The sequence below is a fragment of the Mycobacterium sp. SMC-2 genome (assembly GCF_025263485.1).
Lineage (GTDB): Bacteria > Actinomycetota > Actinomycetes > Mycobacteriales > Mycobacteriaceae > Mycobacterium.
On record NZ_CP079863.1, the window covers coordinates 4,525,835 to 4,549,336 of the forward strand.

Below are 23,502 nucleotides of genomic sequence, written 5' to 3' on the forward strand. Positions count from 1 at the left end.
GCCGGCGGCTCAGACGAGTTCGGTGAGGCCGCGGTGGCCCCACTCGCCCATCCCCGAGCTGCCGCCCAGGCTGTAGTGCTCGACCCGGAAGGTGTCCGGGTCGATCTGGCGGGCGCCCCAGCCCAATTCGAAATACCAGCCCGACGGGTTGGTGGCGTAGAACGAGAACATCCGGTCGTTTTGGTGCCGGCCCAGTTCGACCTTGACCAAGTCCCGGGCGTTGCAGATGTCGTACGCGGCGCCGACGTCGTCGAGCGCGGTGTATTCGAGCATGACGTGGTTGGCGCGCCGCTTCGCCTCGCTGTTGCCGAAGAACGCCAGCGAGTGGTGCCGCGAGTTGCAGTACATGAACGCCGCCACCCGATAGCCGCCGAAGTTGGGCGTGTCCGACGTCGCCAGACCCAGCGCCGCGCTGTAGAACTGCTCGGCCGCCTCGACGTCGGGGACATAGGTGACGTAGTGGCCCAAACCCATGCCGTCGGTGAGGAAACCGTCGATCGGCCGGCCTGGCCGGAAAGGCAGGCTGAACGTCAGCTGTGGCCCATACGAGATCTCCATGCGCACCCTGGAGTGCGGATCGGCGAAGTGCACGAAGCCGAGCACCCGGCGGACCGCCGCCTCTTCGGCCGACCCCTCGTTGACGGCGACCCCCGCGGCCTCGACCTGTGCCGCGATCGCCCGCATCCGCGAAGCGTCGCGGACCTCCCAGCCGACGTACGCCACGTCCTCGGGTCCATCCCCGCACGGTTGGACGATGAACCGGTGGTGGTTGATGTCCATCCGCAGGTAGAGGTTCTCACCCTCGCGGCAGGCTTCGAACCCGAGCACCTCGGTGGCGTAGGCCGACCAGGCGTCCAGATCCGCGGCGTGAATGCCCAGGTAGCTCAGCTCGTCGACCCTGTGCACTACAGTTCGCCCCCGGCCATCAGGTGCAGCCAGCGCAGGTGGAAGGCCCATATGTGGTCGTCGGAGTTGAAACCGGTCCAGACGGGCCCGGGCCCCGGCCAATCGGTGCTTGGGGCGCCTTTGCTCGGGGCGTAGCTGACCCACTGGCGGCTGCCCTCGAATGACTGGTGGGCGCGCTGGGCGCGGCTCCAGATCGCGGTGTCGTCCTGCTCGAACATGCCGGTGGCGCCGAAGGTGGAGTTCACGCCCTGCATGCGGGCGCGACGTTGCGGGCCGTCGGCAGCCGGGTGGGCGATCACCCAGGTGCGCAATTCGATCTCGCCGGGCCCCACCGGATGCCACACTCGCAGGAATGCGCCGAAGAACGGCATCGTCAGCCATGACATATTCGGGAACAATGTGGCCACCATGGGCACCGAACCCTGATTGACCAGCGCTAGCTGGGTCTCGTCGAGATGGCGCGCCATCTGCGGAATCACGTCGGGCGGCAACCAGGTCAGCAGGATCTCCTGCGGTAGCGGCACATCCAGCGCAAGCGCCTGGAACCCGTGACCCCACCGCGGTTCGGCGCCGAACGCGGCAACCACGTCACTGAAGCCCGGCACCATCCCGAGCTCGACGAGCGACGCGTGGGCAGTCTGCAGGTGGTAGCCGTCGCCGACGAAGTTCTCCGCACCCAGCTTCCAGTTGAACGGCACCGACCACCGCTGCGGCGGCCCGACCGAGACGAGGTTGTCGTCGAGGGCGCAGAACATCATGTCGAAGTAGAAGCGGAAGTCGCCCAGGTACGTCTCGAAGTCAGGCATGTCGTCGTCGAAGGTGGCGAAGATCAACCCGCCCCGGACCGCCACCCGCGCCTTGCGCATCGCGTAGTCGGCCTTGCCTGTGTCGCCCAACCAGTCGCGCTCGGCCGGCATGGCCTCCAACCGCCCGTCGGGGGTAAACAGCCAGCCGTGATAGGGGCAGCGGAACCGTAGCGCCTGCCCGCCGTCGGTCACGCACAGCTGTGTCCCCCGGTGCGTGCACCGGTTCAACAGCACGTTGACGGAGCCACCACGGTCTCTAGACACGATGACCGAGTCACCCGCCATCGGGCGCACCACGTAGTCACCCGGTTTGGGAATCTCCGACTCCAGCCCGACGAACAGCCATGACCGCGAGAAGATGCGGGTCATCTCCAGCTCGAAGATCTCCGGGTCCGAGAACACCCGCCCCTTGATCCGCCGCCTCTCGAGATCGAAGAGGTCTTCCAGGCGCGTGCCGTCGCGCAGGCTCGCTCCCAATGTCGATGTCATAGGAACACCGACAGGTTCGGCGACTCGGCGACTGATTGCTCGATGAGGATCTCGCGCCGCACCAACTTCAGCCGGCCGCCGTCGGATGGTCGCAACACGTCGTCGCGGCGTGCGACGAAAAACTCGAACCACTTCGAATCCCAGCGGCTGCGCAGCAGCAGCACCGAACTCCGTGCCAGCACATCGTCGCCGAGCACGCCGACGCGGACGTTCGTCACAAAACGACGCGAGCGCGTGGGCGGCATCTCGGAGTGGGCGTTCGCGGTCTCCAGGATGCGTCGGACCCGCAACGTCAACATTGGAAGGCCGTCATCGAAGAACGTCGCCTCGGGTGCGAAGCCCGCGCCATCTCCCCGGGCCACGGTGAGCCGCACCGGCATGCGATACGACAGTTCCTCATCCATCATGTTGAGCCACTCGTTGAGGCGGTCGTCGTCCAGCAGCTCGGCTTCCTCGTAGAGGAAATCGAGTACGTCGTTATACAGCGGGTCGCCGGGCCGAACGCGCACAGTCTCCGAACCGGCACCGGAAGTGCGCACATCGTCCTTGCATCCACTCACCGACATCGCTTCACCTTCGCGGCTACTACATATTTGATATTGGTATGTGCACTACAGTAAAGTCCTATCCGAAGCGTTGGTCAAGCATCTCGCGGGGCTTCCGGCCGACAGGCGCCACCAAACGCGAATGAGGAGGGTGACCGGTGCTGAGTGCATCTGACGTGCAGGGCCTCTACGGAATCATCGTGACCCCGGCGAACGAGGGCGCCGAGCGTTGGGATGCGGTCGACACCGTCAACCTGACCAACCAGCTGATCGCCGACGGCGTCAGCGCTTGATCGTGCTGGGCACCACGGGCGAATGCGCGACGGTGACCGACGACGAGTACCGGGCTTTCGTCGACTGTTTCCTGTCGACGGTCGGCGGCCGCGTCCCCACCTTCGTGGGTGCGACAACGATGGGCACCCACCAGACCGTCGCGCGGCTGCGCTTCGCCCGGGAACGGGGTGCCACCGGAACACTGCTCGGCCTGCCGATGTGGCAGCCCTGCACCGACGAGATGGCGCTCGGCTTCTACGAGTCCATCTCCGAGGCGTTTCCGGACCTGGCGATCATGGTGTATGCGAACTCGAATGCATTCCGCTACGGCTTTCCTCCCGATTTCTGGGCACAGCTGCTCGATCGTGCTCCCACCGCGGTGTGCGCGAAGATCGACCCGTTCGCGAACTACCCAGAGCTGCGCGAAGTGACGGGTGGCCGGCTCAACCTCATGCCCATCGACTCATTCGCCTACCCCCTGGCGAGCACCTATCCGGGGGCGGTCACGGCCTGCTGGGCCACCGGCGCGGGCATGGGACCTCAGCCGTCGGTCGCAGTGATGGACGCGATACTGGCCGGCGACATGGACCGTGCCAAGGCGATCTCCGAAGAGATGGCCGTGGCGTGCGAGACTTTCCTTCCGCCGCATGCGTTTCCGGTGTTCGCGCACTACAACCTCCAGCTCGAGCGGACACGCATCCAGGCCGCCGGGTATTGCAGTCCCGGACCAATTCGCCCGCCTTACAACGTGCTTCCCGAAGATCTCGCCGACGGCGCACGCGAGTGCGGTCGGCGCTGGGCGGAGCTTGTCAAGAAGTTTCCGAGCAACGGGGTCCGATGAAGGTTCGCGTGGATCGAGTGAAGTGCAAGGGCTACGAGCTGTGCATCGGCGAGGCCCCCGAGGTGTTCGATGTCGACGAGGCGGGCAAGGCGTTCGTCGTCGATGCATACGTCGAACGCGTACCCGCGGAGCAGGCCGGCGCGGTCCGGGAGGCGGAGTTCGTCTGCCCCGAGCACGCGATCCTGGTGGAGGCCACCAAACCGACTGACGAGCAAGGCGTTTCGGGGTCAGCCGCCGCTGAACTCGCCTAGGGCCGAAGTACGATCTTGCCGCGGGTATGGCGGCGCTCGAGGATGGAGTAGGCGCGCTGGACCTCGTCGAGAGGAACGACCTCCGCGATCGGCACTTCCAGTTGTCCCCCACCGATCATCGCGGCGAGTTCGGCCAGCACAGCTGCGTCGGCCGCGTCCTCATTGCCCACGAACTTGACCCCGAGCGCTCCGAACCGCTCCAACGCCGGGAAGTCGATGATCGTGTCGATGCGCGCCGGTGCAGTGCCCAGTTCGGTTATGGCTAGGTCGACGTAGCCGCCACCGAAGAAGTCCAGAAACGCATCGACGCGGCCATCAGGTGCCGCCGAGCGCAACCTGTCGGCCAGACCATCGCCGTAGTTGACAGGGATCACGCCATGCGCGGCCAGCCACTCGTCGTTGGACGGGCCCGCGATACCGAGCACAGTCGCGCCCGTGCGCTTTGCCAGCTGTACAGCTATCGTGCCCACCCCGCCGGTGGAGCCCGCGACCGCGACGGTGTCGTCGGGCGTCAACTCGACCGAACCGACCGCGGCGTATGCCGTTGTGCCGGCTACGAAAAGAGCACCGGCGGCTTCCCATGACACTGCCGGCGGTTTGGCGGTGAGCTGGTTGACGGGCACCACAACGAATTCGGCCTGACTGGCCCGGTTGTTCGTGAAACCCAGCACTTCGTCGCCCGCCGAGAACAATTCGACGCCAGGGCCGACCTCTGTGACGACACCGGCCAGATCACTGCCCTGCCCGGAGGGAAAGGTCGCCGGGAAGATCTCGTGGAACATACCCTGGCGAATCATGGCTTCACCTGGGTTGATACCAGCCGCCTTCACCTCGACCAGTACTTCACCTACGCCCGGCACTGGGCGGTCAACCTCGCGCACCTCGAGCACGTCCACGCCGCCGTAGCGGTCGAATCTTACTGCTTTCATTAGCCCGCGTTTCCGTCCGCCGTATGCCAATCACAAGTGCTGTAGTCGGCGACAGCAGCCGCGTTTCCAGCAGAGCCTTCAGGAACGCATGCGCCACGTTTCCAGCGGTGGACGCACTGGTCACAGCCGCTACCACAGATGAATTTTTATCATAACCGCGATGGGCGGCCGCCTTCGAGGAACGCGGCTTCGCAGTGCGTGGCTGCTTGGCACCGACGGCCTACAAGCATGTTGTCGGGTTCTACGGCAACGCGTTGGACCCAACGCGGATGCACCGGGTTGGGTCCGACTTAGGCGGACGGGTGAGCTGACGCGCGAGATCACGGCTCGAATGATGTTGCGCCAGAGGCCAGCTACGACAACAGCCGCCGCAGCGCGGCGTCCAGCACCTCGCGACGGCTGCGCTCGCCATGATCGGCAACGATGAATTGGTCACCCATGAAGAGCGCCATCGCGAGCATGCAGCGCGCCTCGACGTCCTCCTGGTCGGGGCAGAAAGTCCCGAAAAGGGAACGCAGGTAATCCATTCGTCGGTTGTCGACGCGTCGCACGCGCTTGGCGACGCTCTTGTCGCGCCGCGCCCAGTCGCGGATCGCGAGTTCGACACTGACCTCTTCGTTGATCGTGGACGGAGGCGAGAACAATCGCCACAGCTTCGCCTTGGCGTCACCCCCGCCGGTGTCAACCCAGCTGATCACCTCGTCGACTCCGCGCTGTTCCCACGTACTGAGCATCTCGTCGAGCAGGGCGCTGCGGTCCTTGAAATGCCAGTAGAAACCGCCTTTCGAGACGGCGAGCGCCTTCGCCAACGTCTCGATCCGGACAGCGTCCGGCCCGCCGGCGGCAAGGGCACGGAGCCCTTGTTCGACCCAACGTCGGCGCGGTGTCCGGGCGATGGCCATGTCCCTCTTTAGCGGATTTCGAGTGTTGACGTCTATTCCCACCGACGCCTATCGTCCTTCCATACGGTACCGTATGGAAGGACGATGACCAGGCCATGACCGTTGATGCGCGCGTGCGATCCAACCGCGACGCCACTGTCGCCAATGACACGTTGACGAACGGAATCTCGATCGACGACCTCGTCCGGATCGAGGCACGTGAAGTGTCGGCGCGGGTCGTCAGCGACCCGGCGATCTTCGCGCTCGAGATGGAGCGGATCTTCGATCGGGTGTGGGTCTTCGTCGCCCATGACTCCGAGATCCCCGGCAGTGGCGACTTCGTTGTCCGTTACATGGGCCTGGACTCGGTAATCGTCAGCCGCGACCCAGACGGTGACCCGCACGTCCTGCTAAACGTCTGCGCGCACCGCGGGGCCCGGGTGTGCAGCGCCGAACGCGGCACCCGGACCACGTTCGAATGCCCCTACCACGGCTGGGTCTACAAGAACACCGGCGAGCTGCGGGGCATGCGGGCACAGCGGATGATCTTCGGCGACGGACTCGACAAGGGCCCGCTGGGCCTGCGGCGTGCCCGCGTCGAAAGCTTCCACGGCTTGATCTTCGCCACCTGGAACATCGACGGCCCGTCGCTGCGGGAGTATTTGGGCGACATGGCTTTCTACTACGAGCTGATGCTTGGGCTCACCGATGGTGGCTTCAAAGTCGCCGGCCCACCGCAGCGCTGGATCGTGCCCGCGAATTGGAAGCTCGCGTCGGAGAATTTCGCCGTCGACAACACACACATCTTTTCGGTGCACAAGTTCGTGTCCGAACTCGGATTGATGCCGATGATGGATCCCATTGGGCTGCAGTTCTTGACGCTGGTCTCCGACCCGCGGCACGGACATGCCTTCATGTCCGGCTTTACGGCTCTGGCGTTGCTGGGCGCCGGGGAGATGTCTGAACACGAGACGATCGATCGCATCGGCGAGTCGGTGGGCATCCCGCCCAAGGCACTCCCCCAGGTCCACCAGCGCCTGCGAACCGAGCTGCAGCGCCGGGCCTTTCAGACGATGATGCCGTCGGTCGGTGCGCTCTTCCCGAACTTCGCGTTCCTCAACCTCAACCTGCCCACCGAGCGCGGGCAGTCAGAGGGCGTGATACCGCACCTGCTGAGCATCCGGGTGTACCAGCCCCGCAGCGTCGACGAGATGGAGATCTGGTCGTGGGGGCTGGTGCACAAGGACGCCGACGCCGAGCTGAAGGCGGCCGGCGCCCGCGCGGCGCTGCGCACCTTCGGGCCCGGCGGCACCTTCGAGCAAGACGACGCCGAGGTGTGGTCGTTGGTGCAAGCCAGCTTCCGCGGCAGCCAGGGCCGGCGCCACGTCAACCGCTACCTGGTAACCGTGCCGCAGATTGAGTCCGACCTGCCCGGTGTGCTGCGGCTGGGCGGTGCTGCGGACGACACCCTGCTGGAGTATTACGCCCAGTGGCGCGAACTGATGGCCGTGGACGCGTGATGTCCAGCGCCGTCGGGCGAACGACCACGCGACTGCGGATGACCGATCCCCGCTATGCCGAGGTCTGCGAGTGGCTGATCGAAGAGGCCGAACTGCTCGACGGCCGCCGGTTCGAAGACTGGCTCGCACGCGTCGGCGCCGATGTCAGCTACCGGATGCCGGTACGTCAAACGGTCGATGGAGCCGACGATGAGGAAAGCCGGGCGACATTCCACTACCTGGATGAGAACTACGAGTCGCTGTGGGTGCGGGTCCAACGGCTGATCGGCGGGGCCGCGCAGTCCGAGAACCCGCCATCACGGACTCGCCGACACGTGTCGAACGTGCGGGTCGCCACCGCCGAACGCGACGATGAACTGACGGCTTCCAGCTACCTGCTGCTGCTGCGCAGCCGACGCGATACCCCGAATTACGAAACCATCTCGTGCGAACGCCACGACCGGCTTCGCCGCGTCGACGGCGACCGGCTTGTGCTGGCGTCTCGCGAGATCCTCGTCGACCAATCCAGCCTGGGCGTGTCGAACCTGTCGATATTCCTCTGACCCCAAGGAGACGGTGACGTGGGTTGGCTTGACGGCGTGACGGTGCTGGCAACCGGGGCCGGGTCGGGGATCGGCCGCGCCGCGGTCGAAGCATTCGTCGACGAAGGCGCCAAAGTCGGTGTGCTCGAGCTAGTTTCGGAGAAAGCTCAGCAGCTTAGGCAGGATCTCGATGACGCCGTTGTGGTGGTCGAGGGTGACGCCACCCGGATGGAAGACAATGAGCGCGCTGTCGAGGCGACGGTTTCGGCATTCGGTGGGATCGACGTGCTGGCAACGTTCGTCGGGGTATTCGACTTCTTCCAGACACTGCGAGACACGGCCGCAGATGTGCTCTCCCCCGCCTTCGACGAGATCTTCACGGTCAACGTGAAGAGCTACCTGTTCTCCGCGAAGGCCGCGCTCGCCGAGCTGGAGAAGTCGGAGGGCAACATCATCTTCACCGTGTCCAACTCCGGGTTCTATCCCGGTGGCGGGGGGATCCTTTACACCGCAACGAAGTTCGCGGTGCGAGGCCTCGTCATCGAACTGGCCCACGAGCTGGCACCCAAGATCCGCGTCAACGGCGTCGCACCCGGAGGGACGACGTCGGACTTGCGCGGTCTGCGTGCGCTGGGTCTGCAGGACGTCGCGCTGCTCAGCGGGCCGCCGGAGGAGCTGCGGGCCCGGATGGCCGAATACTCTCCGCTCGACTACGACCCCGCTCCGTCCGTGCATGCCGGGGCGTATGTCTACCTCGCGTCTAAGGCCTGCAGCGGCGCGGTGACCGGCACCATCATCCAGTCCGACGGCGGCCTCGGCGTTCGCGGGATGATGCGTGTCGCGGGGCTCGCGTAAGCATCGATATTCGACATCTATGGTGATTTCGCTACACTAATGTCGAGTTTGGAGATAGATTACCCCTACCAAGTATCCGGCAAGCGTCGCCTATGACCCGCGATCCTGGCCTGTTGGCGCTGCCATGACGAAGGGGAGCCGCGGGCGTTGTCAGGAAAATCGGTAGCGGTATCCGGGGTCGGCCAGCCGACGGCCGCCGACGCCGCCGAGGTCGTCGATAGGCTCCGTGTCACCTTTCGCGGCGGGCTGACCCGCCCCGCCGCGTGGCGACGTTCCCAGCTCGCGCAGCTTCGGCGGATGATCGTGGAGAACGAGCCCGAGTTGCTCGAGGCCGTGTGCGCCGACCTCGGGAAGTCCAGCGCGGAGGCCTACGCCGCGGACGTCGGTTTCACGCTGGGCCAGATCCGTCACATGGAGGCACACCTGGACAGGTGGATGGCGCCGCAACGCGTGTCACCGGGGTTGAAGCTCCGCCCGGGGAGCGCCCGCGTCGTTCCCGAGCCGCTGGGGGTGGTCCTGGTCATCGCTCCGTGGAACCTGCCCGTCCAGCTGCTGCTGGTACCGATGGCCACCGCGCTCGCGGCGGGGAACGCGGTGGTAGGCAAGCCGTCGGAGGTAACACCGCGCGTATCTGCCGTGCTGACCAGGCTAATCCCCCGCTATCTCGACAAGAGAGCGGTCACCATCGTCGAGGGTGGCGTCGACGAGACCACCGCGCTGCTCGAGCAGCGCTTCGACCACATCTTCTATACCGGCAACGGGCGGGTCGGCCGCATCGTAATGGCCGCCGCCGCACGCCATCTCACGCCGGTCACACTCGAGCTGGGTGGCAAGAGCCCGGTGATCGTCGACCGCGACGCCAACCTCGACGTCGCTGCCCGCCGTATCACCTGGGGCAAGTTCACCAATGCCGGCCAGGCATGCATCGCGCCGGACTATGTGCTGGTTCATCGCGAAATCGAGGACAAGCTGGTCGAGCGGATGACAGCAGCGGTCCGCGACTTCTTCGGCCCTGACCCCAAGGCAAGCAATGACTTCGCCCGCATCGTGAACGCTCGGCACTGGCGGCGGCTGATGGATCTACTCGGGGCGGGCGGCTACCAGTCGGTGGCGTGCGGGGGTGACGGCGACGAGGAGACGTGTTACCTCGCCCCAACCATCCTCACCGGTGTTGAGCCCGACGCCGCCGTCATGGCCGAGGAGATCTTCGGGCCGATCCTGCCCGTACTGGCCGTCGACGACATCGGGGACGCGATCGAGCGCGTCAACGCCGGCGAAAAGCCGCTCGCGCTCTACGTGTTCTCAGAAGACCGCGCGGTTGTGGACCGCGTGCTTTGTGCGACGTCGTCGGGCGGTGTGTGCGTGAACGGCACAATCTTGCAAGTCGCGGTCTCCGACCTGCCGTTCGGCGGAGTGGGAGCCAGCGGGATGGGGGTCTACCACGGCCGATCGGGCTTCGACACCTTCAGCCATCGCCGCGGCGTGCTCACCCGGTCGACTCGCTTCGACCCGCCGATGATGTATCCGCCGATGGGGCGGCTCAAGCAGGCCATGATGCGGCGCTTCATGTAAGGAGGTCCCTTGCTCGGCGGTCTAGACCTCAAGGAGTTAAAGATGATAAAGTATTATATCTACGGTCAGGCGATAGGTGGACTATGCGCGCATATAGCCGGGGCCCAGCGTCGAGCTTGGCGTTCGAGGAGGTTGTCTCCACATGAGCTTTGAGGGGCACATGACAATCGGCGGCAAGCCGGTCACCGCCGACGACTGGGTCACGGTTCCGAATCCCGCCCACCTGAGCCGGACGGTCGGCAGGTATCCGAGCGGCACGGCCAAGCACGCCGACCTGGCCGTCAAAGCGGCCGCCGCGGCGTTTCCCGACTGGCGGGCGATGCCCGTGGAGGACCGGGCGGACCTGCTGACCAAGGCAGGCTTGATGCTGGCGCAACCTCCCGACGAATGGATCGGCCTGCTGACGTCCGAGAATGGCAAGCTGCTGAAGGAGTCGGCCATCGACTTCGGTTTTGCGGGGCAAGCGATTTCGACGTACGGGGCACACCCGGAATGGGCGAACGGGCGCGCCATCGACGACGAGCGGGGGCGCCTGGTGGTGCGCAGGCAGCCGCTCGGCGTCTGTGTCGGGATCGTTCCGTGGAATTTCCCGCTCATCGTCGGAAGCCTCAAGATCGCCCCGGCGCTGCTGGCGGGCAACACGATGATCCTCAAGGTCCCGGAGTTCGGTCCGCTGGCGACGCTGCAGGGCTACGGCGAGATGGCCGCGATGCTCCCGCCGGGCGTGCTGAACGTCGTGTCCGGGTTCGGTCCGGAAGTCGGACGCGCTCTCGTCACGCATCCCAAGGTGCGCAAGGTCGCGTTCACCGGCAGCACCGAGACCGGCCGGCAGGTCATGGCCGACGCCTCGGGTCACCTGGCCCGGCTGTCCCTCGAACTCGGCGGCAACGACGCCGCGGTCCTGCTCGATGACGTCGATCTCTCCGACCAGGCGATCGAGCGACTGGTCACCGGTGCGTTCATGCACACCGGGCAGATCTGCATCGACATCAAGCGGCTCTATGTGCACGAGAGCCGGTACGAGGAGCTCGTCGACAAGTTAAGCGGCGCCGTCGACCAGATCGTGGTGGGTGACGGCACCCGGCCCGAGGTCACCATGGGGCCGATCAACAATTCGCGCCAGTACGACAAAGTCACCAAGCTTCTCGCTGAGACCAAGGAGGGGGCCGACTGCGTACAGCTCGGTTCTTATGCCGAGGGAACCGACGTCGAGGACGGGTACTTCATGCTCCCGCACCTCGTGCTCAACCCCCCGGACGACATGAGGGTCGTCGCGACCGAGCAGATGTCCCCGATCCTGCCGGTCATGAAGTTCTCGACGGACGACGAGGCCGTCGCGCGCGCGAACGGCACCGAGTACGGCCTCGCGTCGTCGGTGTGGTCGGCAGACGAGAACCGCGCCTTCGCGGTCGCCGACCGGATGGAAGCCGGCATGACGTTCATCAACGGGCACAGCATCTTCGCGCTGCACCCGGACGGTCCGGTTGGCGGTGCCAAGCAAAGCGGTTGTGGTTATGAGATGTCCGCGGAAGCCGTCGACAGCTACACCCAGCTGCAGTCGATCACCAACACCTACCTCTGATTGACCCCGCGAGAAAGGGATTCACGTGCCCATCGAGCCCACCATGACCATCGGTGGCAAACCCGCCACCAGCGACGACTGGATCGACGTCCGCAACCCCGCGGACCTCAAGACGGTCGTCGGCCGCTATCCGAACGGGTCGGCCGCGCACGCGGCCAGCGCGGTGCAGGCCGCCGCCGATGCCTTCCCGGCGTGGCGCGACACGCCGCCCGCTGATCGGGGCGCATTGCTGATGCAGGCCGCGGCAGTCGCCGGCGAACGCACCAATGAACTCGCGCCGATCCTGACCGCCGAAAACGGCAAGACGCTGATGGAGTCGTTCATCTGCTTCGGCATGGCGGCCATGACGCTGAGTTACTACGCGCCGCAACCGGAGTACCTGGAGACCAAGGTGCTCGACACAGACACCAAACGTCTACGGGTGGAACGGCAGCCGCTTGGCGTCGTCGCCGCCATCATCCCGTGGAACTTTCCGCCCGGATTGGCGTGCGGCAAGATCGGCCCGGCGCTGATGGCCGGCAACACCGTGGTCGTCAAGGTCCCCGAATTCGCACCGCTGGCCACCCTGGAAGTCCTCGGAGCGGTGGCGGCGGTGTTTCCGCCCGGTGTCCTCAACATCGTGTCGGGGTTGGGTCCGGAGGTGGGCTCGGCGCTGGTCAAAGATCCGCGCGTGCGCAAGGTCGCGTTCGTCGGCAGCACCGAGACCGGCCGGGCCGTGATGGCTGACGCCGCATCGCATCTCGCCAGCGTCACGCTGGAGCTGGGCGGTAACGACGCCGCGCTGATCCTCGACGATGCCGACCTCGGTGAGCAGGCCATCGGGCGCATCGTGAACGGCGCGTTCGCCGACGCCGGCCAGATCTGTTTTGCGATCAAACGGCTCTTCGTGCACGAGTCGCGCTACGACGAGCTCGTCGAAAAGCTGAAGGCCGCAGTCGATCAGCTCGTCGTGGGTGACGGGACCCGGCCCGAGGTGACCATGGGGCCGCTGAACAATGAGCGCCAGTTCAAGAAGGTCTCGGCGCTGCTCAAAGAGACCAAGGACGCCGGCCTCGATGTCGTGCAGCTCGGCTCCTATGCCGAGGGCACCGATCCGGCCAATGGCTACTTCCTCCTGCCGCACCTGGTTCTCAACCCGCCGGACGAGGCGACCATCGTCAGCTGCGAGCAGATGGGCCCCATCCTGCCGATCATGAAATTCTCCGACACCGACGAAGCCGTGCGCCGCGCCAACAACACCGAGTACGGGCTGTCCAGTTCCGTATGGTCACAAGACGTCGACAAAGCCTTCGCCATCGGCTCCCGCATCGAGGCCGGCTGCACGTGGGTGAACAGCCACAACCTCGCCAGCGTGGACGTCGACGGACCCTTCGGCGGTTTCAAGCAGAGCGGCGTCGGCCAGGAGTTCGGTGGCGAACACGGCATCTTGCAGTACACGCAGTACAAGACGATCACCGACAACTGCATGATGTGACAGCCGAGGTGCGGCGCCCGGGGCGTTTCGGCGCACCGGGCGCCGCGTCTTGACATCTCATCCGGCAGATCGTCTGCAACGTTTCCCGAGGAGAAATTCGCGTAATGACCAGTGCGGTAATCGGATTCAGTGCTGCTGGACCGTTCGGCCGCCAGTGGTTGCCGGTGGCGAGTTCAGCAGACGTTCAGGACTCGCCAGCCGCCGCACGGTTGTTGGGACGCAACCTCGTGCTGTGGCGCAGTCCCAGTGCCGCGGTCGTAGCCGCTCCTGATCTGTGCACGCACAGCAAGGGCGACTTGACCAAGGGCGAAGTGAACGAGGGCCTCCTGGTGTGCCCGAAACACGGTTGGACATTCGGCGACGAAGGTCGTTGTGTGTTCAAACCGTCGGGACTCTCGATCAACGACAAAGCGCATCTCAAGATCCATGCGTGCACCGAGCGATACGGGCTGATCTGGGTGTCTCTGAACGAGCCTGCCGCACCGCTCATCGATCTGGCGTGGGACGGCGACGCTGTGCACCGCAGGATCCACAGCAGTGTGTCGGTGTGGAACTCCAATCCGATACGGATTGTCGAAACGCTTCTCGCACGGGCAAATTCGCCCTTCGATGACGTCACCGCTGATATTCCGTTCGTCGTTCAAGGCACTTCGAAGTCTGACGGCGCGCAGCATCGTCGACTCGTGTCGTGCGCACCCATTGATAGCCGCCACTCCATGGTCGCGACGGTGGTGTGGACCACCAACGACGCCCACGGTGACGGCGCCAAGGTCGTGGACGAGGCAACGGCCGATCTCGACGATGCGCGATCGGCCGCAGAAAGTGGAACGGTGTTGACACCGAGCATCGACATCGCCCTGGACGAGGACACGGGCTCCGCCGACTGGAAGCGGCGACTTCTTGCCTTCGTAGGCCAAGCTAGCGACTGACCGGCAAATTCAGCCCGGCCGGAGATTGTTATCTGGACCGGTCGGTCCATTCAATATATAGTATCTAAGATTGGCCTGCGTTGATGCAAAGGAGCGCACTCCGTGATCAACGTCGCCGCAATACTCGATCACCACGCCGCGGTGCGTCCGGACAAAACGGCCCTGGCATGGCGCGGCGGCCACTACACCTATGCGCAGTTTCTCGAACGCGTCAACGCCCTTGCCGTCGCCCTGGCCGAGCGCGGCATACGCGAATCCGACCATGTCGCACTGCTGATGCAGAACACCCCGGAATTCATCGAAACGATCTATGCCGTGAACCGGCTCGGCGCGGCGTTCTTGCCGATCAACTTCAGGCTGGCCCCGGCGGAGTGGCGCTACATCCTCGACCACGGTCAAGCTGCGGCGGTCGTCACCGAAGCGCAGTTCGAGTCGGACCTGGCCGGTGTGATCGAGGGACTAACGCTTTCCGTCCGATTCACCGTCGACGAGCCCGCGACGCCCGCATTCGAACGCTACGCCGACGTCGTGGCTCCGTATCGAGGCAGTTTCGTTGCCCCCGTCGATGTTGCACCGGACGCGCTGCAACGACTGATGTACACGTCGGGAACGACCGCCCATCCGAAAGGCGTATGCATCACGCACTCGAACTTCGCGTGGAAAACACTCGGCCTGCTGGTGCAGTTCGGCTGGAATCACAATGACGTCACGGTCGTGGGCGGACCCCTCTACCACGTCGGTGCACTCGACATGGGCGGCATCACCACTCTGCATGTCGGCGGCACCCTGGTGCTGCAACGCAAATTCGACGCGGCCGAGCTGCTCGCGCTCATCGAGGAGTACCGCGGCACCAACTGCTGGCTGGCGCCGGCGATGGTCAATCAAGTGCTGCAGTGCGCGGAGTTGACGACACGCGACTTGTCAAGTCTGAAAACAATTCTCAGCGGCGGCGAGAAGATGCCAGAAGCCCGGCTACGCCAGCTGCTGGACGCATTGCCGGATGTGTGGTTCGCCGACGCGTACGGCCTGACCGAAACCGTCTCCAGCGACACGTTCCTCGATCGCGACCACATGGTCACCAAACTCGGCTCGGTGGGGTTGCCGCTGCCTCACCAGCAAGTCCGAATCGTCGACGACGCAGGCGAACCCGTCCCGGCAGGGACGATAGGCGAGATTGCGGTCCGCGGGCCCAAGGTGTTCGGCGGCTACTGGCGCGACCCGAAAGCCTCGGCCGACGCGATCCGCGACGGATGGTTTCACACCGGAGACGTGGGCCGACTCGACCAGGATGGGTATTTGTACATCGAGGATCGCAAGAAGGACATGTTGATCTCCGGTGGGGAGAACATCGCCTCACCGGAGGTGGAACGCGCGCTCTACGAACACCCCGCGGTGCTCGAAGCCGCCGTGATCGGGTATCCCGACGAGAAATGGGGGGAGGTCCCCAAGGCATTCGTCGTCGTGCGACAAGGCGCGGACGCGACGGCCGAGGAGCTGATCGACTTCTGCCATGAACGCCTTGCCCGGTTCAAGGTCCCCCGCTACGTCGAGTTCATCGATGCTCTCCCCCGCACACCGTCGGGCAAGGTACTCAAACGCGAACTGCGCATTGCTAATACAAGAACGGGCGTGAGCCGATGAGCGCACCGGCACCCCCGCTGGGCGGCAAGGTCATCTGGGTCACCGGAGCAGGCAAAGGACTCGGCCGAGCCATCGTGAACTTCCGTACCGAGCTCAGTCATGGGCTTCGCGAAAGCCGTTGGGGTGGGGGCATACTCCGCCGGATCCCGATGGCGCGCACCGGCCGGCCCAGCGAGTTGGCAGGCGCCGTCAGCTTCCTGCTCAGCGACGCGTCGACCTACGTCCCCGGTGCAACTTTCGCGGTCGACGGGGGGTGGCAAGCATGGTGAGCGGAAGTCTCGGCGAACCGCCGGTGCGGCTCACACAGGAAAATGCGGTAGCGATTATCGAACTCGCCCATCCCCCGATGAATCCGCTCGATACCGCGATGCGGGACGCGCTCATAGCGGCGATCCGGGCGGTCGCGGACGATCCTGACGTCCGGGCGTGCGTAGTTCACGGCGGCACCGAGAACTTCGCAGCCGGTGCCGACATCAAAGCCCTCGCAGAAATGGGGTACGAGGAGATCGTCGGCTGGAACGAACGCCTCAATGTCGCGTTCACCGCCCTGGCCAGGTTGCCGTTGCCGGTGATCGCGGCGATCAATGGTTACGCGCTCGGCGGCGGCCTCGAGCTCGCACTTGCCGCCGATTTCCGCATCGGCTCCAACACGTGCAAGGTGGGGCTCCCCGAAGTCACGCTGGGCATTGTCCCCGGTTCCGGAGGCACGCAGCGACTGCCACAGATCGTCGGTCGCAGTACCGCGAAACTCCTGATGATGACGGGGCGGCATATCGCCGCCGACGAGGCGTTGCACCTGGGCATCCTCGACGAAATCGTCGAGCCGGCCCGCACTCTGCCACGTGCGTACGAACTGGCCGACACGCTGGCGGCGGCGCCGCGCCATGCCGTCCGGGCGATCAAGGAATGCGTCGACGCCGCTGTGCCGATCAGCGAAGCCGGGCTGGCCTTGGAACGGTCCGCGCTGGCAGGCATGTTCGCCACCGGCGACCGAGACACCGCGATGGCGCGCTTCTTGAACCGGCGAAAGAGGACGTAAGAAGTTGCAGCCGTGCATAACCGCCCCAACACTGTCACCAAAATGAAGGAGAAGCTCGATGCCACGCCCTCCCGGCCACGGCCCAGACTTCGAGCTCAGACGCCAAGCCATCATCGACCAGGCGGCGGTGCTGTTCGCAACGAAAGGGTATGCGGCAACCAGCATCTCGGACATCTGCCGGCAGGTCAATCTGGGCAAGGGAGCGCTGTACCACTACATCGGCTCGAAAGAGAACCTGCTGATCGAGATCCAGAACCGCGTCTTGGCCCCCCTCTTGCGGGAAACCGAACGGATCAACGCGACCGATGTCTCCGCGATGGTGCGCCTGCGAGTCCTGTCTCAATATCTGCTGACCGTCATCTTCGAGCGGCTCGACCATATTTGGGTCTATGAACACGACTATCGACACCTCTCCAAGCCGAATCGTGCGCGTGTTCTGGCGCAGCGCCACGAGTTCGAAAATTTTGTCCGATCGATGCTCGAGGAGGCCATGGATGCCGGCGAACTCACCCGTGCAGACCCCAAGCTCGCCATGCTGCAGTTCCTCAATCTGCACAACCACACCTTTCAATGGGCGCGGCCGAACCTGCCGTGGTCACCCTCGGATTTGTCTGTTGTCTACTACCGCACGCTCATGCTCGGCTTCGGCGCCGAGACCGCAATGGTCCGGCAAGCGGAATCGACCGCGGGTCGGATCATGGCCGGCCGCACACCACAGCTGGTCGCCAATCAACCCGTCAAGCTCGTTGACCCTGTGAGGATCTGATGCAAGCACTGCGGTGGCACGCCAACAACGACCTGCGGCTCGAAGAGGTGCCGACACCACAACCGGGGCCTCACGACGTTCTCATCGAGGTTGCGGCATGCGGAATCTGCGGAACCGATCTCCACGAATTCCGCCACGGCCCCAACATGATTCGCTCGACTCCTCATCCGCTGAGTGGCGTAGCCCCACCACTCACCCTCGGCCACGAATTCAGCGGCCGCGTCACCGGCGTCGGCGACGACGTCAGTGGTCTTGACCCCGGCCAACTGGTAACCGTTGACCCGTGCTTGCGATGCGGTTCGTGTCCGTCTTGCCTTCGCGGCGACTATCACCTCTGCACCAAGGGCGGCTCGGTTGGGCTGGCATCCGATGGCGCGTTCGCCTCCCACGTCCTTGTCCCGCGGGTGAATGTCCTGCCCGTCCCAGACGGGGTGCCGGCAGAATGGGCCGCGGTCGCGGAGCCCCTTGCGGTCGGATTGCACGCAGCTGCACGAGCGGGAATCGGACCGGGTGACGTGGTCCTCGTTACTGGTGCGGGTCCGATCGGTATCGCATCGCTGCTAGGCGCGATCAGTCGCGGTGCCGCGGCCGTGTACGTCAGCGAACCGGTACCCGGCCGGGCGGAACTCGCCCGGCGATTCGGAGCCACCGAAGCATTCGACCCGACAACGACCGACGTCCGGCGGGAAGTATTCCTTCGTTCGGGCAAGGTCGGTCCGGATGCCGCGATAGAAGCGACCGGGCGGCCCGACGCCTTCGAGCTCGCCATCACCTCGGTCCGACGCGGTGGGCGCGTCAGCATCGTCGGCATCTCTGACGCCCAGCTCAGCGTCGACCTTCGACAGGTCGTCCTCTTCGAACGCAGCGTGCTGGGCGCCTTGGGATATCACCACGACATCGAACGAGTGCTCAGGCTCATGGCTTCGGGTCGCCTCGACCCGGTGCCGTTCATCACCGACGTGCGCCCGCTCGACGCTGCAGTCGACACGTTCCTGCAACTGGCCACCTCGCCGGTCGACCAACTCAAAATTCTCCTTACCCCGAACGGTTGACCATGGACTTTTCCTTCGATGCGCAAACCCATGAGCTTCGCGAACTGTGCCGCGCATTCGCCCAGAAAGAGATCGCACCGTACGCGGCCGCCTGGTCCGAACAGCACCGGTTCCCCACCGAGGTGTTCAAGAAGATGGGCGAGCTGGGGCTGATGGGGCTGCTGGCCCCAGCAGAGTACGGCGGCACCGACGTGGGCTACGTCGCCTATGTGGCCGCGATGGAGGAGATCGGCGTTGCCGATCAGTCGGTTGCCGCCAGTTGGAATGCTCATCTGACCATCGCATCGCTGCCGCTGATCCGGTATGGGACGCATGAGCAGAAGGAGAGGTGGCTGCGCCCACTCGCCGAAGGCACTCACATCGGAGCGTTCGGCCTCACCGAACCCACAGCCGGCTCGGATGCCGCGTCAATCCGGACGCGCGCCCGCCGCGAGGCGGGAGGTTGGCTCATCGACGGCACCAAGATGTTCATCACCAACGCCGGCACCGATATGAGTCTCGGAGTCAGCTTGCTCGCCGTGACAAGCGACGACGGCGACCGAAGGCGGTACGGCACGTTCTTCGTGCCTGCGGGCACAAAAGGTTTCACGCTCGGCCAGCCACTGCGCAAGTTGGGCTGGAATTCCAGCGACACCCGCGAGCTCGTCTTCCAGGACTGTTGGGTTCCCGACGACCACCTGATCGGAGACGACAGCGGGGGGCTTCGCCAGTTCCTCGAGGTTCTCGACCCGGGTCGCATCAGCGTGGCAGCGGTGAGCCTTTCACTCGCCGAGGCAGCCCTTCGGCTGGCAGTGCGACAGTGCCGGGAGCGCGAGCAGTTCGGCCAGCCGATCGCGAAGTTTCAGGCGATTGCTCACAAGGTCGCCGACATCGCGACCGAGGTCGAAACGGCCCGCTGGCTGGTGTACCGGGCCGCGTGGCTGGCGGACACCGGGCAACCGTTCAGCAAAGCTGCGGCCATGGCCAAGCTGCACGCGTCAGAAGTGGCGAATCGCGCCGCCAGCGCCAGCCTGCAGATCCATGGCGGCTACGGCTACATGCGCGAATCGGAGATCGCCCGGTTCTACTCCGACGCCAAGATCCTCGAAATCGGAGAGGGCACCAGCGAGATCCAACGAAACGTTATCGCCCGGCATGTCATCGGAAAAGTGTGACGACGTGGTGACTGATACCTCTGCGTGTTCCCTGTCGACCGAGGACCTGCTGGAGATGTACTACCGGATGCTGCTCATCCGGAGCTTTGAGCAACGGACGTCGGAGCTCTACGCAGCGGGCCGCGTGCCCGGATTCGTTCACTTGTCGATCGGGCAGGAGGCATCGGCGGTCGGAGGGTGCTGGCCGTTGCGGCCATCGGACGGGATCGTTTCCAACCACCGCGGGCATGGGCACTGCCTCGCGAAGGGTGCAGACCCCAAGGCGATGTTCGGTGAGTTGATGGGAAAGGCGGTCGGCACCGGCAGCGGAATGGGCGGGTCGATGCACATCGCTGACTTCGGCTGCGGGATCTATGGCGCCAACGGCATCGTCGGCGCCGGACTGCCGATTGCGGTGGGTGTTGCCGAAGGCTTCCGCCAGTTGGGTCGTGACGATGTCGTGGTCGCGTTCTTCGGGGACGGAGCCATCGCCCAGGGAGCCTTCCACGAAGCCGTGAATCTTGCGGCTCTGCGAAAGCTCCCGGTGCTCTTCGTATGCGAGAACAACCAGTATTCGGAGTTCTCGCCGTTCGAAGAACAGCATCCCGTCCCCGTGGCCGCCAGGGCGTTGTCCTATGGCATCGACTGCACATCGGTCGACGGAAACGACGTGGTGGCGGTGGCTTGCGCCGCAACCTCATTCGTATCTCGTATGCGCGCCGCCGAGGGTCCGTTCCTTCTGGAAGCGGTCACGTACCGCTGGCACGGCCACTACGAAGGCGATCCGATGTCGTATCGGACCGACGAGGAGTTGGCACAGTGGAAGCAGAAGGACCCGATCGCCGCGCTGGCCGGCAGACTGCATGATCAGGTTGACCACGCTGTGCTGTCGTCCCTCACCGAACGCGCCGAGACGGTGATTTCCGATGCTGTGGATTTCGCCGATGCCGCACCACCGCCGGATCTTTCGGCGCTGTTCAGTTCGGTCGAGGTGCCACGTGCGAAACCCGCACCGGCCCAGCTTGATCCGATTACGGTCGGCGGCGACCGCGGTTTCAAGCTCATGCACGCCGTTCACGACGCGCTGGAGTACTCGCTGGCGAACGATCCCTCGGTGTTCGTCGCCGGCGTCGACGTCGGCGCAGGCAACGTCTTCGGCCTCACTCGCGGCCTGCGCGACAGCTTCGGCGGCCGCGTCTTCAACACCCCGATTTCGGAAACTGCCGTAGTCGGACTTGCCGTGGGCTCAGCCATGACCGGCTGCAAACCCATCGTCGAGATCATGTACTTCGACTTCATCGGCGTCGCATTCGATCAAATCCTGAACCAGGCAGCCAAGATTCACTTCATGACCGGCGGCCGCGCGCCGGCCTCCCTGGTGATCAGGACCCAGTTCGGGTCCGGACGGTCATCGGCAGCCCAACACTCGCAGAGCCTGGAAGCCCTACTCGCGCACATCCCCGGTCTGACAGTGGTCATGCCGTCAACGGCAGAAGACACGTACGGCCTTCTTCGCGCAGCCGTTCTAGACCCCAACCCGGTGATCTTCGTCGAACACAGACTCCAATACGGGCTCAAGGGCAATCGCCCCGCTTCCGATCACGTAGTTCCCTTGGGGCAGGCGGCTATTCGGCGGCAGGGCTCCGACGTCACATTGGTCAGCTGGTCACGCATGGTGCACACCGCGCTCAGCGCGGCGGACCAGGTAGCGTCCGACGGGATCGACGTCGAGGTCATCGATCTTCGGACCGTCGCGCCGTTTGACATCGATTCGATTCTCCGGTCCGTTCGTAAGACCACACGACTCGTCATCGCACACGAGGCGCATGGCCGAGCAGGGCTGGGTGGCGAGATCGCGGCTCAAGTGGCCGACGCGGCGATATGGCACCTCGACGGCCCGATCAAGCGGGTGACCCCTCCCTTTACTCCTGCACCGTATTCGCCTGTCCTCGAGCAGGTTTGGCTTCCCGACCCGCAGAAGATCGTCGCGGCGATCCGCGAAGTGGTCACCGAATAGCGACTAGCGACAACCTCCAATTCGTTGGCGCGCAGTCGGCGGTCGCCTGTGGAGCCGCCAAAACGGAAAGTCGTGCGGTGTCGTCGATGGCACCACAGCCCACACAATGGCTGGGACTCGCGACGTATGGAATCGGGAGGGCTCGTGCACAAGGCGCGATGGAATCGCTTATCAGCTATCGACTGAAATGTCCTGGCATCCAGTTGTGCCCGCTTCAGAGGCGCGCCGTTAGCAGCACGGCCGCACAATCAGCGCGGGCAGCAGGGGCACTCCTACCTGATGTCGGTTGATGCTTGACGGGCCGAGGCTAACCAGCGGTTTCAGCCAATTCGTGTGCCACCGCATCGAATGCGCGCAGCGTGTCGAGCATGTGCGGCTCATGAGAGTGCGGCTGGGTGGACACCTTGGCGGCGACTAACTCCGCGGCGCGGTTGACGTAGATCATCTGACCGCACATGCCCAGGCACAACACGACATTGCTGCCCGGGTAGGGGAACCACATCTGGTTGCGGTACATCCCGCCGGGCAAATCGGTGTCGTGGTCGGGGCTCGCGGCGAACGCCCGACGCGAATCGTGCCCGCCGTCGAAGGTGTCGGCGATCCACGCCGGCGGCACCACCTGCCGACCGGTCAACGAAACGCCGTCGCGCAAGAACAGCGAACCGAACCGGATCATGTCGGTAAGGCAGGCGTTGATGCCGCCGTCGAAGAATCCGGTGCCGGCGGAATCGACACCGATGGTGGCGTCGTACTGGGCGCCGATGCGGCTCCACAGCACGTCCGACATCAGTTCCGGCATCCGCTGGGCTCCGGCGACCTCGCATATCCAGCCCAGCACGTCGGTTTCACACGAGCGGTATTCGAACGGGCCGCCGTGAGCTGACTTCTGCCGCAGGGTAAGCAGGAAGTCGCGCAGCGTGGAAGGGCCATTCGAGGTTCTCTTTGGCGCCCACCCCATCGCTTGGTCGAGCAGGTGTATCTCCGCCGCCGGATCGTCGTAGCTCTCCGAAAACTTGATACCCGACCTCATGTCCAGCAGGTGGCGCACAGTCGCACCGGCATAGCCGCAATTCGCTAGCTCGGGAACGAATGCCGTGACCGGCGCGTCAAGCTCGATCGCGCCGGCCCCGTGCAGCGCGCCAACAATGGCGCCCACCAGCGATTTGCTCACCGAGAACAGCAGGTGTCGGCTGTCGGCCCGTAGGTGGTCGAGGTACTCCTCGGCCACCAGCGACCCGCGGTATGCGACGGCCCACCCGTCGGTAACGGTGGCGGCCATCACCGCGCCCACGGTGGTGGCCCGGCCATGAACTCTGGTGACCGGGATCTCCGCCAAGGGAGCGGGGGCCGCGGGCAGCGCCGCGGCGGGCCCGGTCCCGCGCGAGATCACCGCCGTCGGCACCATGTCTTCGACGTGCTGGAACGACCACCTCGAGTACGGCGGCGACAGCCAGTTGTCCAGTGAGATGCCCGCCGGGAA

Annotated in this window: 23 protein-coding genes; 17 read left to right on the forward strand and 6 right to left on the reverse strand. The window is 65.0% G+C overall.

The window, feature by feature from the left end; all coding sequences use genetic code 11:
- Window positions 1–9: 9 nt before the first annotated feature.
- From KXD96_RS21185 to KXD96_RS21195, 3 genes are read right to left on the reverse strand one after another with little or no spacing between them, the layout of a single operon-like run.
- Window positions 10–906, reverse strand: coding sequence for a VOC family protein (locus tag KXD96_RS21185; protein WP_260739527.1), 897 nt, complete (start codon window positions 904–906; stop codon window positions 10–12).
- On the reverse strand, window positions 906–2,201 hold the full coding sequence (locus KXD96_RS21190; protein ID WP_260739529.1) for an aromatic ring-hydroxylating dioxygenase subunit alpha: 1,296 nt from the start codon (window positions 2,199–2,201) through the stop codon (window positions 906–908). The genes KXD96_RS21185 and KXD96_RS21190 overlap by 1 nt, the downstream gene beginning before the upstream one ends.
- Window positions 2,198–2,767: an aromatic-ring-hydroxylating dioxygenase subunit beta gene (locus KXD96_RS21195; protein WP_260739531.1), complete on the reverse strand. Its 570-nt coding sequence runs from the start codon at window positions 2,765–2,767 to the stop codon at window positions 2,198–2,200. Before KXD96_RS21195 ends, KXD96_RS21190 begins: the two co-directional genes overlap by 4 nt.
- A gap of 137 nt (window positions 2,768–2,904) precedes the next feature.
- Here KXD96_RS21195 and KXD96_RS21200 point away from each other — a divergent pair, with 137 nt between their 5' ends.
- Genes KXD96_RS21200 through KXD96_RS21210 form a run of 3 tightly spaced genes read left to right on the forward strand, consistent with a single transcriptional unit; the run spans window position 2,905 to window position 4,111 of the window.
- On the forward strand, window positions 2,905–3,039 hold the full coding sequence (locus tag KXD96_RS21200) for a hypothetical protein (RefSeq protein WP_260739533.1): 135 nt from the start codon (window positions 2,905–2,907) through the stop codon (window positions 3,037–3,039).
- A 2-nt stretch (window positions 3,040–3,041) separates the two neighbouring features.
- Window positions 3,042–3,860, forward strand: a complete 819-nt coding sequence (locus KXD96_RS21205) for a dihydrodipicolinate synthase family protein (RefSeq protein WP_260739535.1) — start codon at window positions 3,042–3,044, stop codon at window positions 3,858–3,860.
- 8 nt (window positions 3,861–3,868) lie between these two features.
- Complete coding sequence (locus KXD96_RS21210) at window positions 3,869–4,111, forward strand: ferredoxin (RefSeq protein ID WP_260739538.1); 243 nt, start codon at window positions 3,869–3,871, stop codon at window positions 4,109–4,111.
- Here the strand turns inward: KXD96_RS21210 and KXD96_RS21215 are convergent.
- On the reverse strand, window positions 4,108–5,040 hold the full coding sequence (locus KXD96_RS21215) for an NADP-dependent oxidoreductase (RefSeq protein ID WP_260739539.1): 933 nt from the start codon (window positions 5,038–5,040) through the stop codon (window positions 4,108–4,110). The genes KXD96_RS21210 and KXD96_RS21215 overlap by 4 nt on opposite strands.
- A gap of 353 nt (window positions 5,041–5,393) precedes the next feature.
- Window positions 5,394–5,942: a TetR/AcrR family transcriptional regulator gene (locus KXD96_RS21220; RefSeq protein WP_260739541.1), complete on the reverse strand. Its 549-nt coding sequence runs from the start codon at window positions 5,940–5,942 to the stop codon at window positions 5,394–5,396.
- 95 nt (window positions 5,943–6,037) lie between these two features.
- On the opposite strand from KXD96_RS21220, the gene KXD96_RS21225 reads away from it, so the two are divergent.
- From KXD96_RS21225 to KXD96_RS21290, 14 genes are all read left to right on the forward strand, one after another.
- A complete protein-coding gene (locus KXD96_RS21225) occupies window positions 6,038–7,441 on the forward strand; it encodes a Rieske 2Fe-2S domain-containing protein (RefSeq protein WP_260739543.1) in 1,404 nt (467 codons plus the stop codon).
- A 38-nt stretch (window positions 7,442–7,479) separates the two neighbouring features.
- Entirely contained in the window at window positions 7,480–7,983 is a 504-nt protein-coding gene (locus tag KXD96_RS21230) for a 3-phenylpropionate/cinnamic acid dioxygenase subunit beta (RefSeq protein ID WP_260739546.1), read from the forward strand.
- A gap of 18 nt (window positions 7,984–8,001) precedes the next feature.
- Window positions 8,002–8,817 (forward strand): 3-(cis-5,6-dihydroxycyclohexa-1,3-dien-1-yl)propanoate dehydrogenase, encoded by an 816-nt coding sequence (gene hcaB / locus KXD96_RS21235; protein WP_260739547.1) that lies wholly within the window; start codon window positions 8,002–8,004, stop codon window positions 8,815–8,817.
- A 147-nt stretch (window positions 8,818–8,964) separates the two neighbouring features.
- Window positions 8,965–10,389, forward strand: a complete 1,425-nt coding sequence (locus KXD96_RS21240; protein WP_260739548.1) for an aldehyde dehydrogenase family protein — start codon at window positions 8,965–8,967, stop codon at window positions 10,387–10,389.
- A 142-nt stretch (window positions 10,390–10,531) separates the two neighbouring features.
- Window positions 10,532–11,971, forward strand: a complete 1,440-nt coding sequence (locus KXD96_RS21245) for an aldehyde dehydrogenase family protein (RefSeq protein ID WP_260739550.1) — start codon at window positions 10,532–10,534, stop codon at window positions 11,969–11,971.
- Window positions 11,972–11,996: 25 nt separating this feature from the next.
- Window positions 11,997–13,445, forward strand: coding sequence for an aldehyde dehydrogenase family protein (locus tag KXD96_RS21250; RefSeq protein ID WP_260739552.1), 1,449 nt, complete (start codon window positions 11,997–11,999; stop codon window positions 13,443–13,445).
- 104 nt (window positions 13,446–13,549) lie between these two features.
- Window positions 13,550–14,374, forward strand: coding sequence for a Rieske 2Fe-2S domain-containing protein (locus tag KXD96_RS21255; RefSeq protein ID WP_260739554.1), 825 nt, complete (start codon window positions 13,550–13,552; stop codon window positions 14,372–14,374).
- A 102-nt stretch (window positions 14,375–14,476) separates the two neighbouring features.
- Entirely contained in the window at window positions 14,477–16,015 is a 1,539-nt protein-coding gene (locus tag KXD96_RS21260; RefSeq protein WP_260739556.1) for a long-chain fatty acid--CoA ligase, read from the forward strand.
- Window positions 16,012–16,284 (forward strand): SDR family oxidoreductase, encoded by a 273-nt coding sequence (locus tag KXD96_RS28820; RefSeq protein WP_260739557.1) that lies wholly within the window; start codon window positions 16,012–16,014, stop codon window positions 16,282–16,284. Before KXD96_RS21260 ends, KXD96_RS28820 begins: the two co-directional genes overlap by 4 nt.
- On the forward strand, window positions 16,278–17,054 hold the full coding sequence (locus KXD96_RS21270; protein ID WP_260745484.1) for an enoyl-CoA hydratase/isomerase family protein: 777 nt from the start codon (window positions 16,278–16,280) through the stop codon (window positions 17,052–17,054). The genes KXD96_RS28820 and KXD96_RS21270 overlap by 7 nt, the downstream gene beginning before the upstream one ends.
- A 58-nt stretch (window positions 17,055–17,112) precedes the next feature.
- Entirely contained in the window at window positions 17,113–17,820 is a 708-nt protein-coding gene (locus KXD96_RS21275; RefSeq protein WP_260739559.1) for a TetR/AcrR family transcriptional regulator, read from the forward strand.
- Window positions 17,820–18,872, forward strand: coding sequence for a 2,3-butanediol dehydrogenase (locus tag KXD96_RS21280; RefSeq protein WP_260739561.1), 1,053 nt, complete (start codon window positions 17,820–17,822; stop codon window positions 18,870–18,872). Before KXD96_RS21275 ends, KXD96_RS21280 begins: the two co-directional genes overlap by 1 nt.
- A 2-nt stretch (window positions 18,873–18,874) precedes the next feature.
- The gene (locus KXD96_RS21285) at window positions 18,875–20,026 is read left to right on the forward strand and encodes an acyl-CoA dehydrogenase family protein (RefSeq protein WP_260739563.1); all 1,152 of its coding nucleotides are present in this window, start codon (window positions 18,875–18,877) and stop codon (window positions 20,024–20,026) included.
- Between the two features lie 4 nt (window positions 20,027–20,030).
- Window positions 20,031–22,022 carry a dehydrogenase E1 component subunit alpha/beta gene (locus KXD96_RS21290; RefSeq protein WP_260739566.1) on the forward strand — a complete coding sequence of 664 codons (1,992 nt, stop codon included), beginning with the start codon at window positions 20,031–20,033 and terminating at the stop codon, window positions 22,020–22,022.
- A gap of 307 nt (window positions 22,023–22,329) precedes the next feature.
- Here KXD96_RS21290 and KXD96_RS21295 read toward each other — a convergent pair whose 3' ends face one another.
- Window positions 22,330–23,484 carry a serine hydrolase domain-containing protein gene (locus tag KXD96_RS21295; protein WP_396878871.1) on the reverse strand — a complete coding sequence of 385 codons (1,155 nt, stop codon included), beginning with the start codon at window positions 23,482–23,484 and terminating at the stop codon, window positions 22,330–22,332.
- Window positions 23,485–23,502 lie beyond the last annotated feature (18 nt).

What these genes read in the sequence shown, in the direction of transcription:
- KXD96_RS21285 (WP_260739563.1), top strand. Translation starts at nt 18,875, where the DNA reads ATGGACTTTTCCTTCGATGCGCAAACCCATGAGCTTCGCGAACTGTGC.
- KXD96_RS21245 (WP_260739550.1), top strand. Translation starts at nt 10,532, where the DNA reads ATGAGCTTTGAGGGGCACATGACAATCGGCGGCAAGCCGGTCACCGCC.
- KXD96_RS21190 (WP_260739529.1), bottom strand. Translation starts at nt 2,201, where the DNA reads ATGACATCGACATTGGGAGCGAGCCTGCGCGACGGCACGCGCCTGGAA.
- KXD96_RS21275 (WP_260739559.1), top strand. Translation starts at nt 17,113, where the DNA reads ATGCCACGCCCTCCCGGCCACGGCCCAGACTTCGAGCTCAGACGCCAA.
- KXD96_RS21230 (WP_260739546.1), top strand. Translation starts at nt 7,480, where the DNA reads ATGACCGATCCCCGCTATGCCGAGGTCTGCGAGTGGCTGATCGAAGAG.
- KXD96_RS21195 (WP_260739531.1), bottom strand. Translation starts at nt 2,767, where the DNA reads ATGTCGGTGAGTGGATGCAAGGACGATGTGCGCACTTCCGGTGCCGGT.
- KXD96_RS21255 (WP_260739554.1), top strand. Translation starts at nt 13,550, where the DNA reads ATGACCAGTGCGGTAATCGGATTCAGTGCTGCTGGACCGTTCGGCCGC.
- KXD96_RS21225 (WP_260739543.1), top strand. Translation starts at nt 6,038, where the DNA reads ATGACCGTTGATGCGCGCGTGCGATCCAACCGCGACGCCACTGTCGCC.
- KXD96_RS21215 (WP_260739539.1), bottom strand. Translation starts at nt 5,040, where the DNA reads ATGAAAGCAGTAAGATTCGACCGCTACGGCGGCGTGGACGTGCTCGAG.
- KXD96_RS21220 (WP_260739541.1), bottom strand. Translation starts at nt 5,942, where the DNA reads ATGGCCATCGCCCGGACACCGCGCCGACGTTGGGTCGAACAAGGGCTC.
- KXD96_RS21270 (WP_260745484.1), top strand. Translation starts at nt 16,278, where the DNA reads ATGGTGAGCGGAAGTCTCGGCGAACCGCCGGTGCGGCTCACACAGGAA.
- KXD96_RS28820 (WP_260739557.1), top strand. Translation starts at nt 16,012, where the DNA reads ATGAGCGCACCGGCACCCCCGCTGGGCGGCAAGGTCATCTGGGTCACC.
- KXD96_RS21280 (WP_260739561.1), top strand. Translation starts at nt 17,820, where the DNA reads ATGCAAGCACTGCGGTGGCACGCCAACAACGACCTGCGGCTCGAAGAG.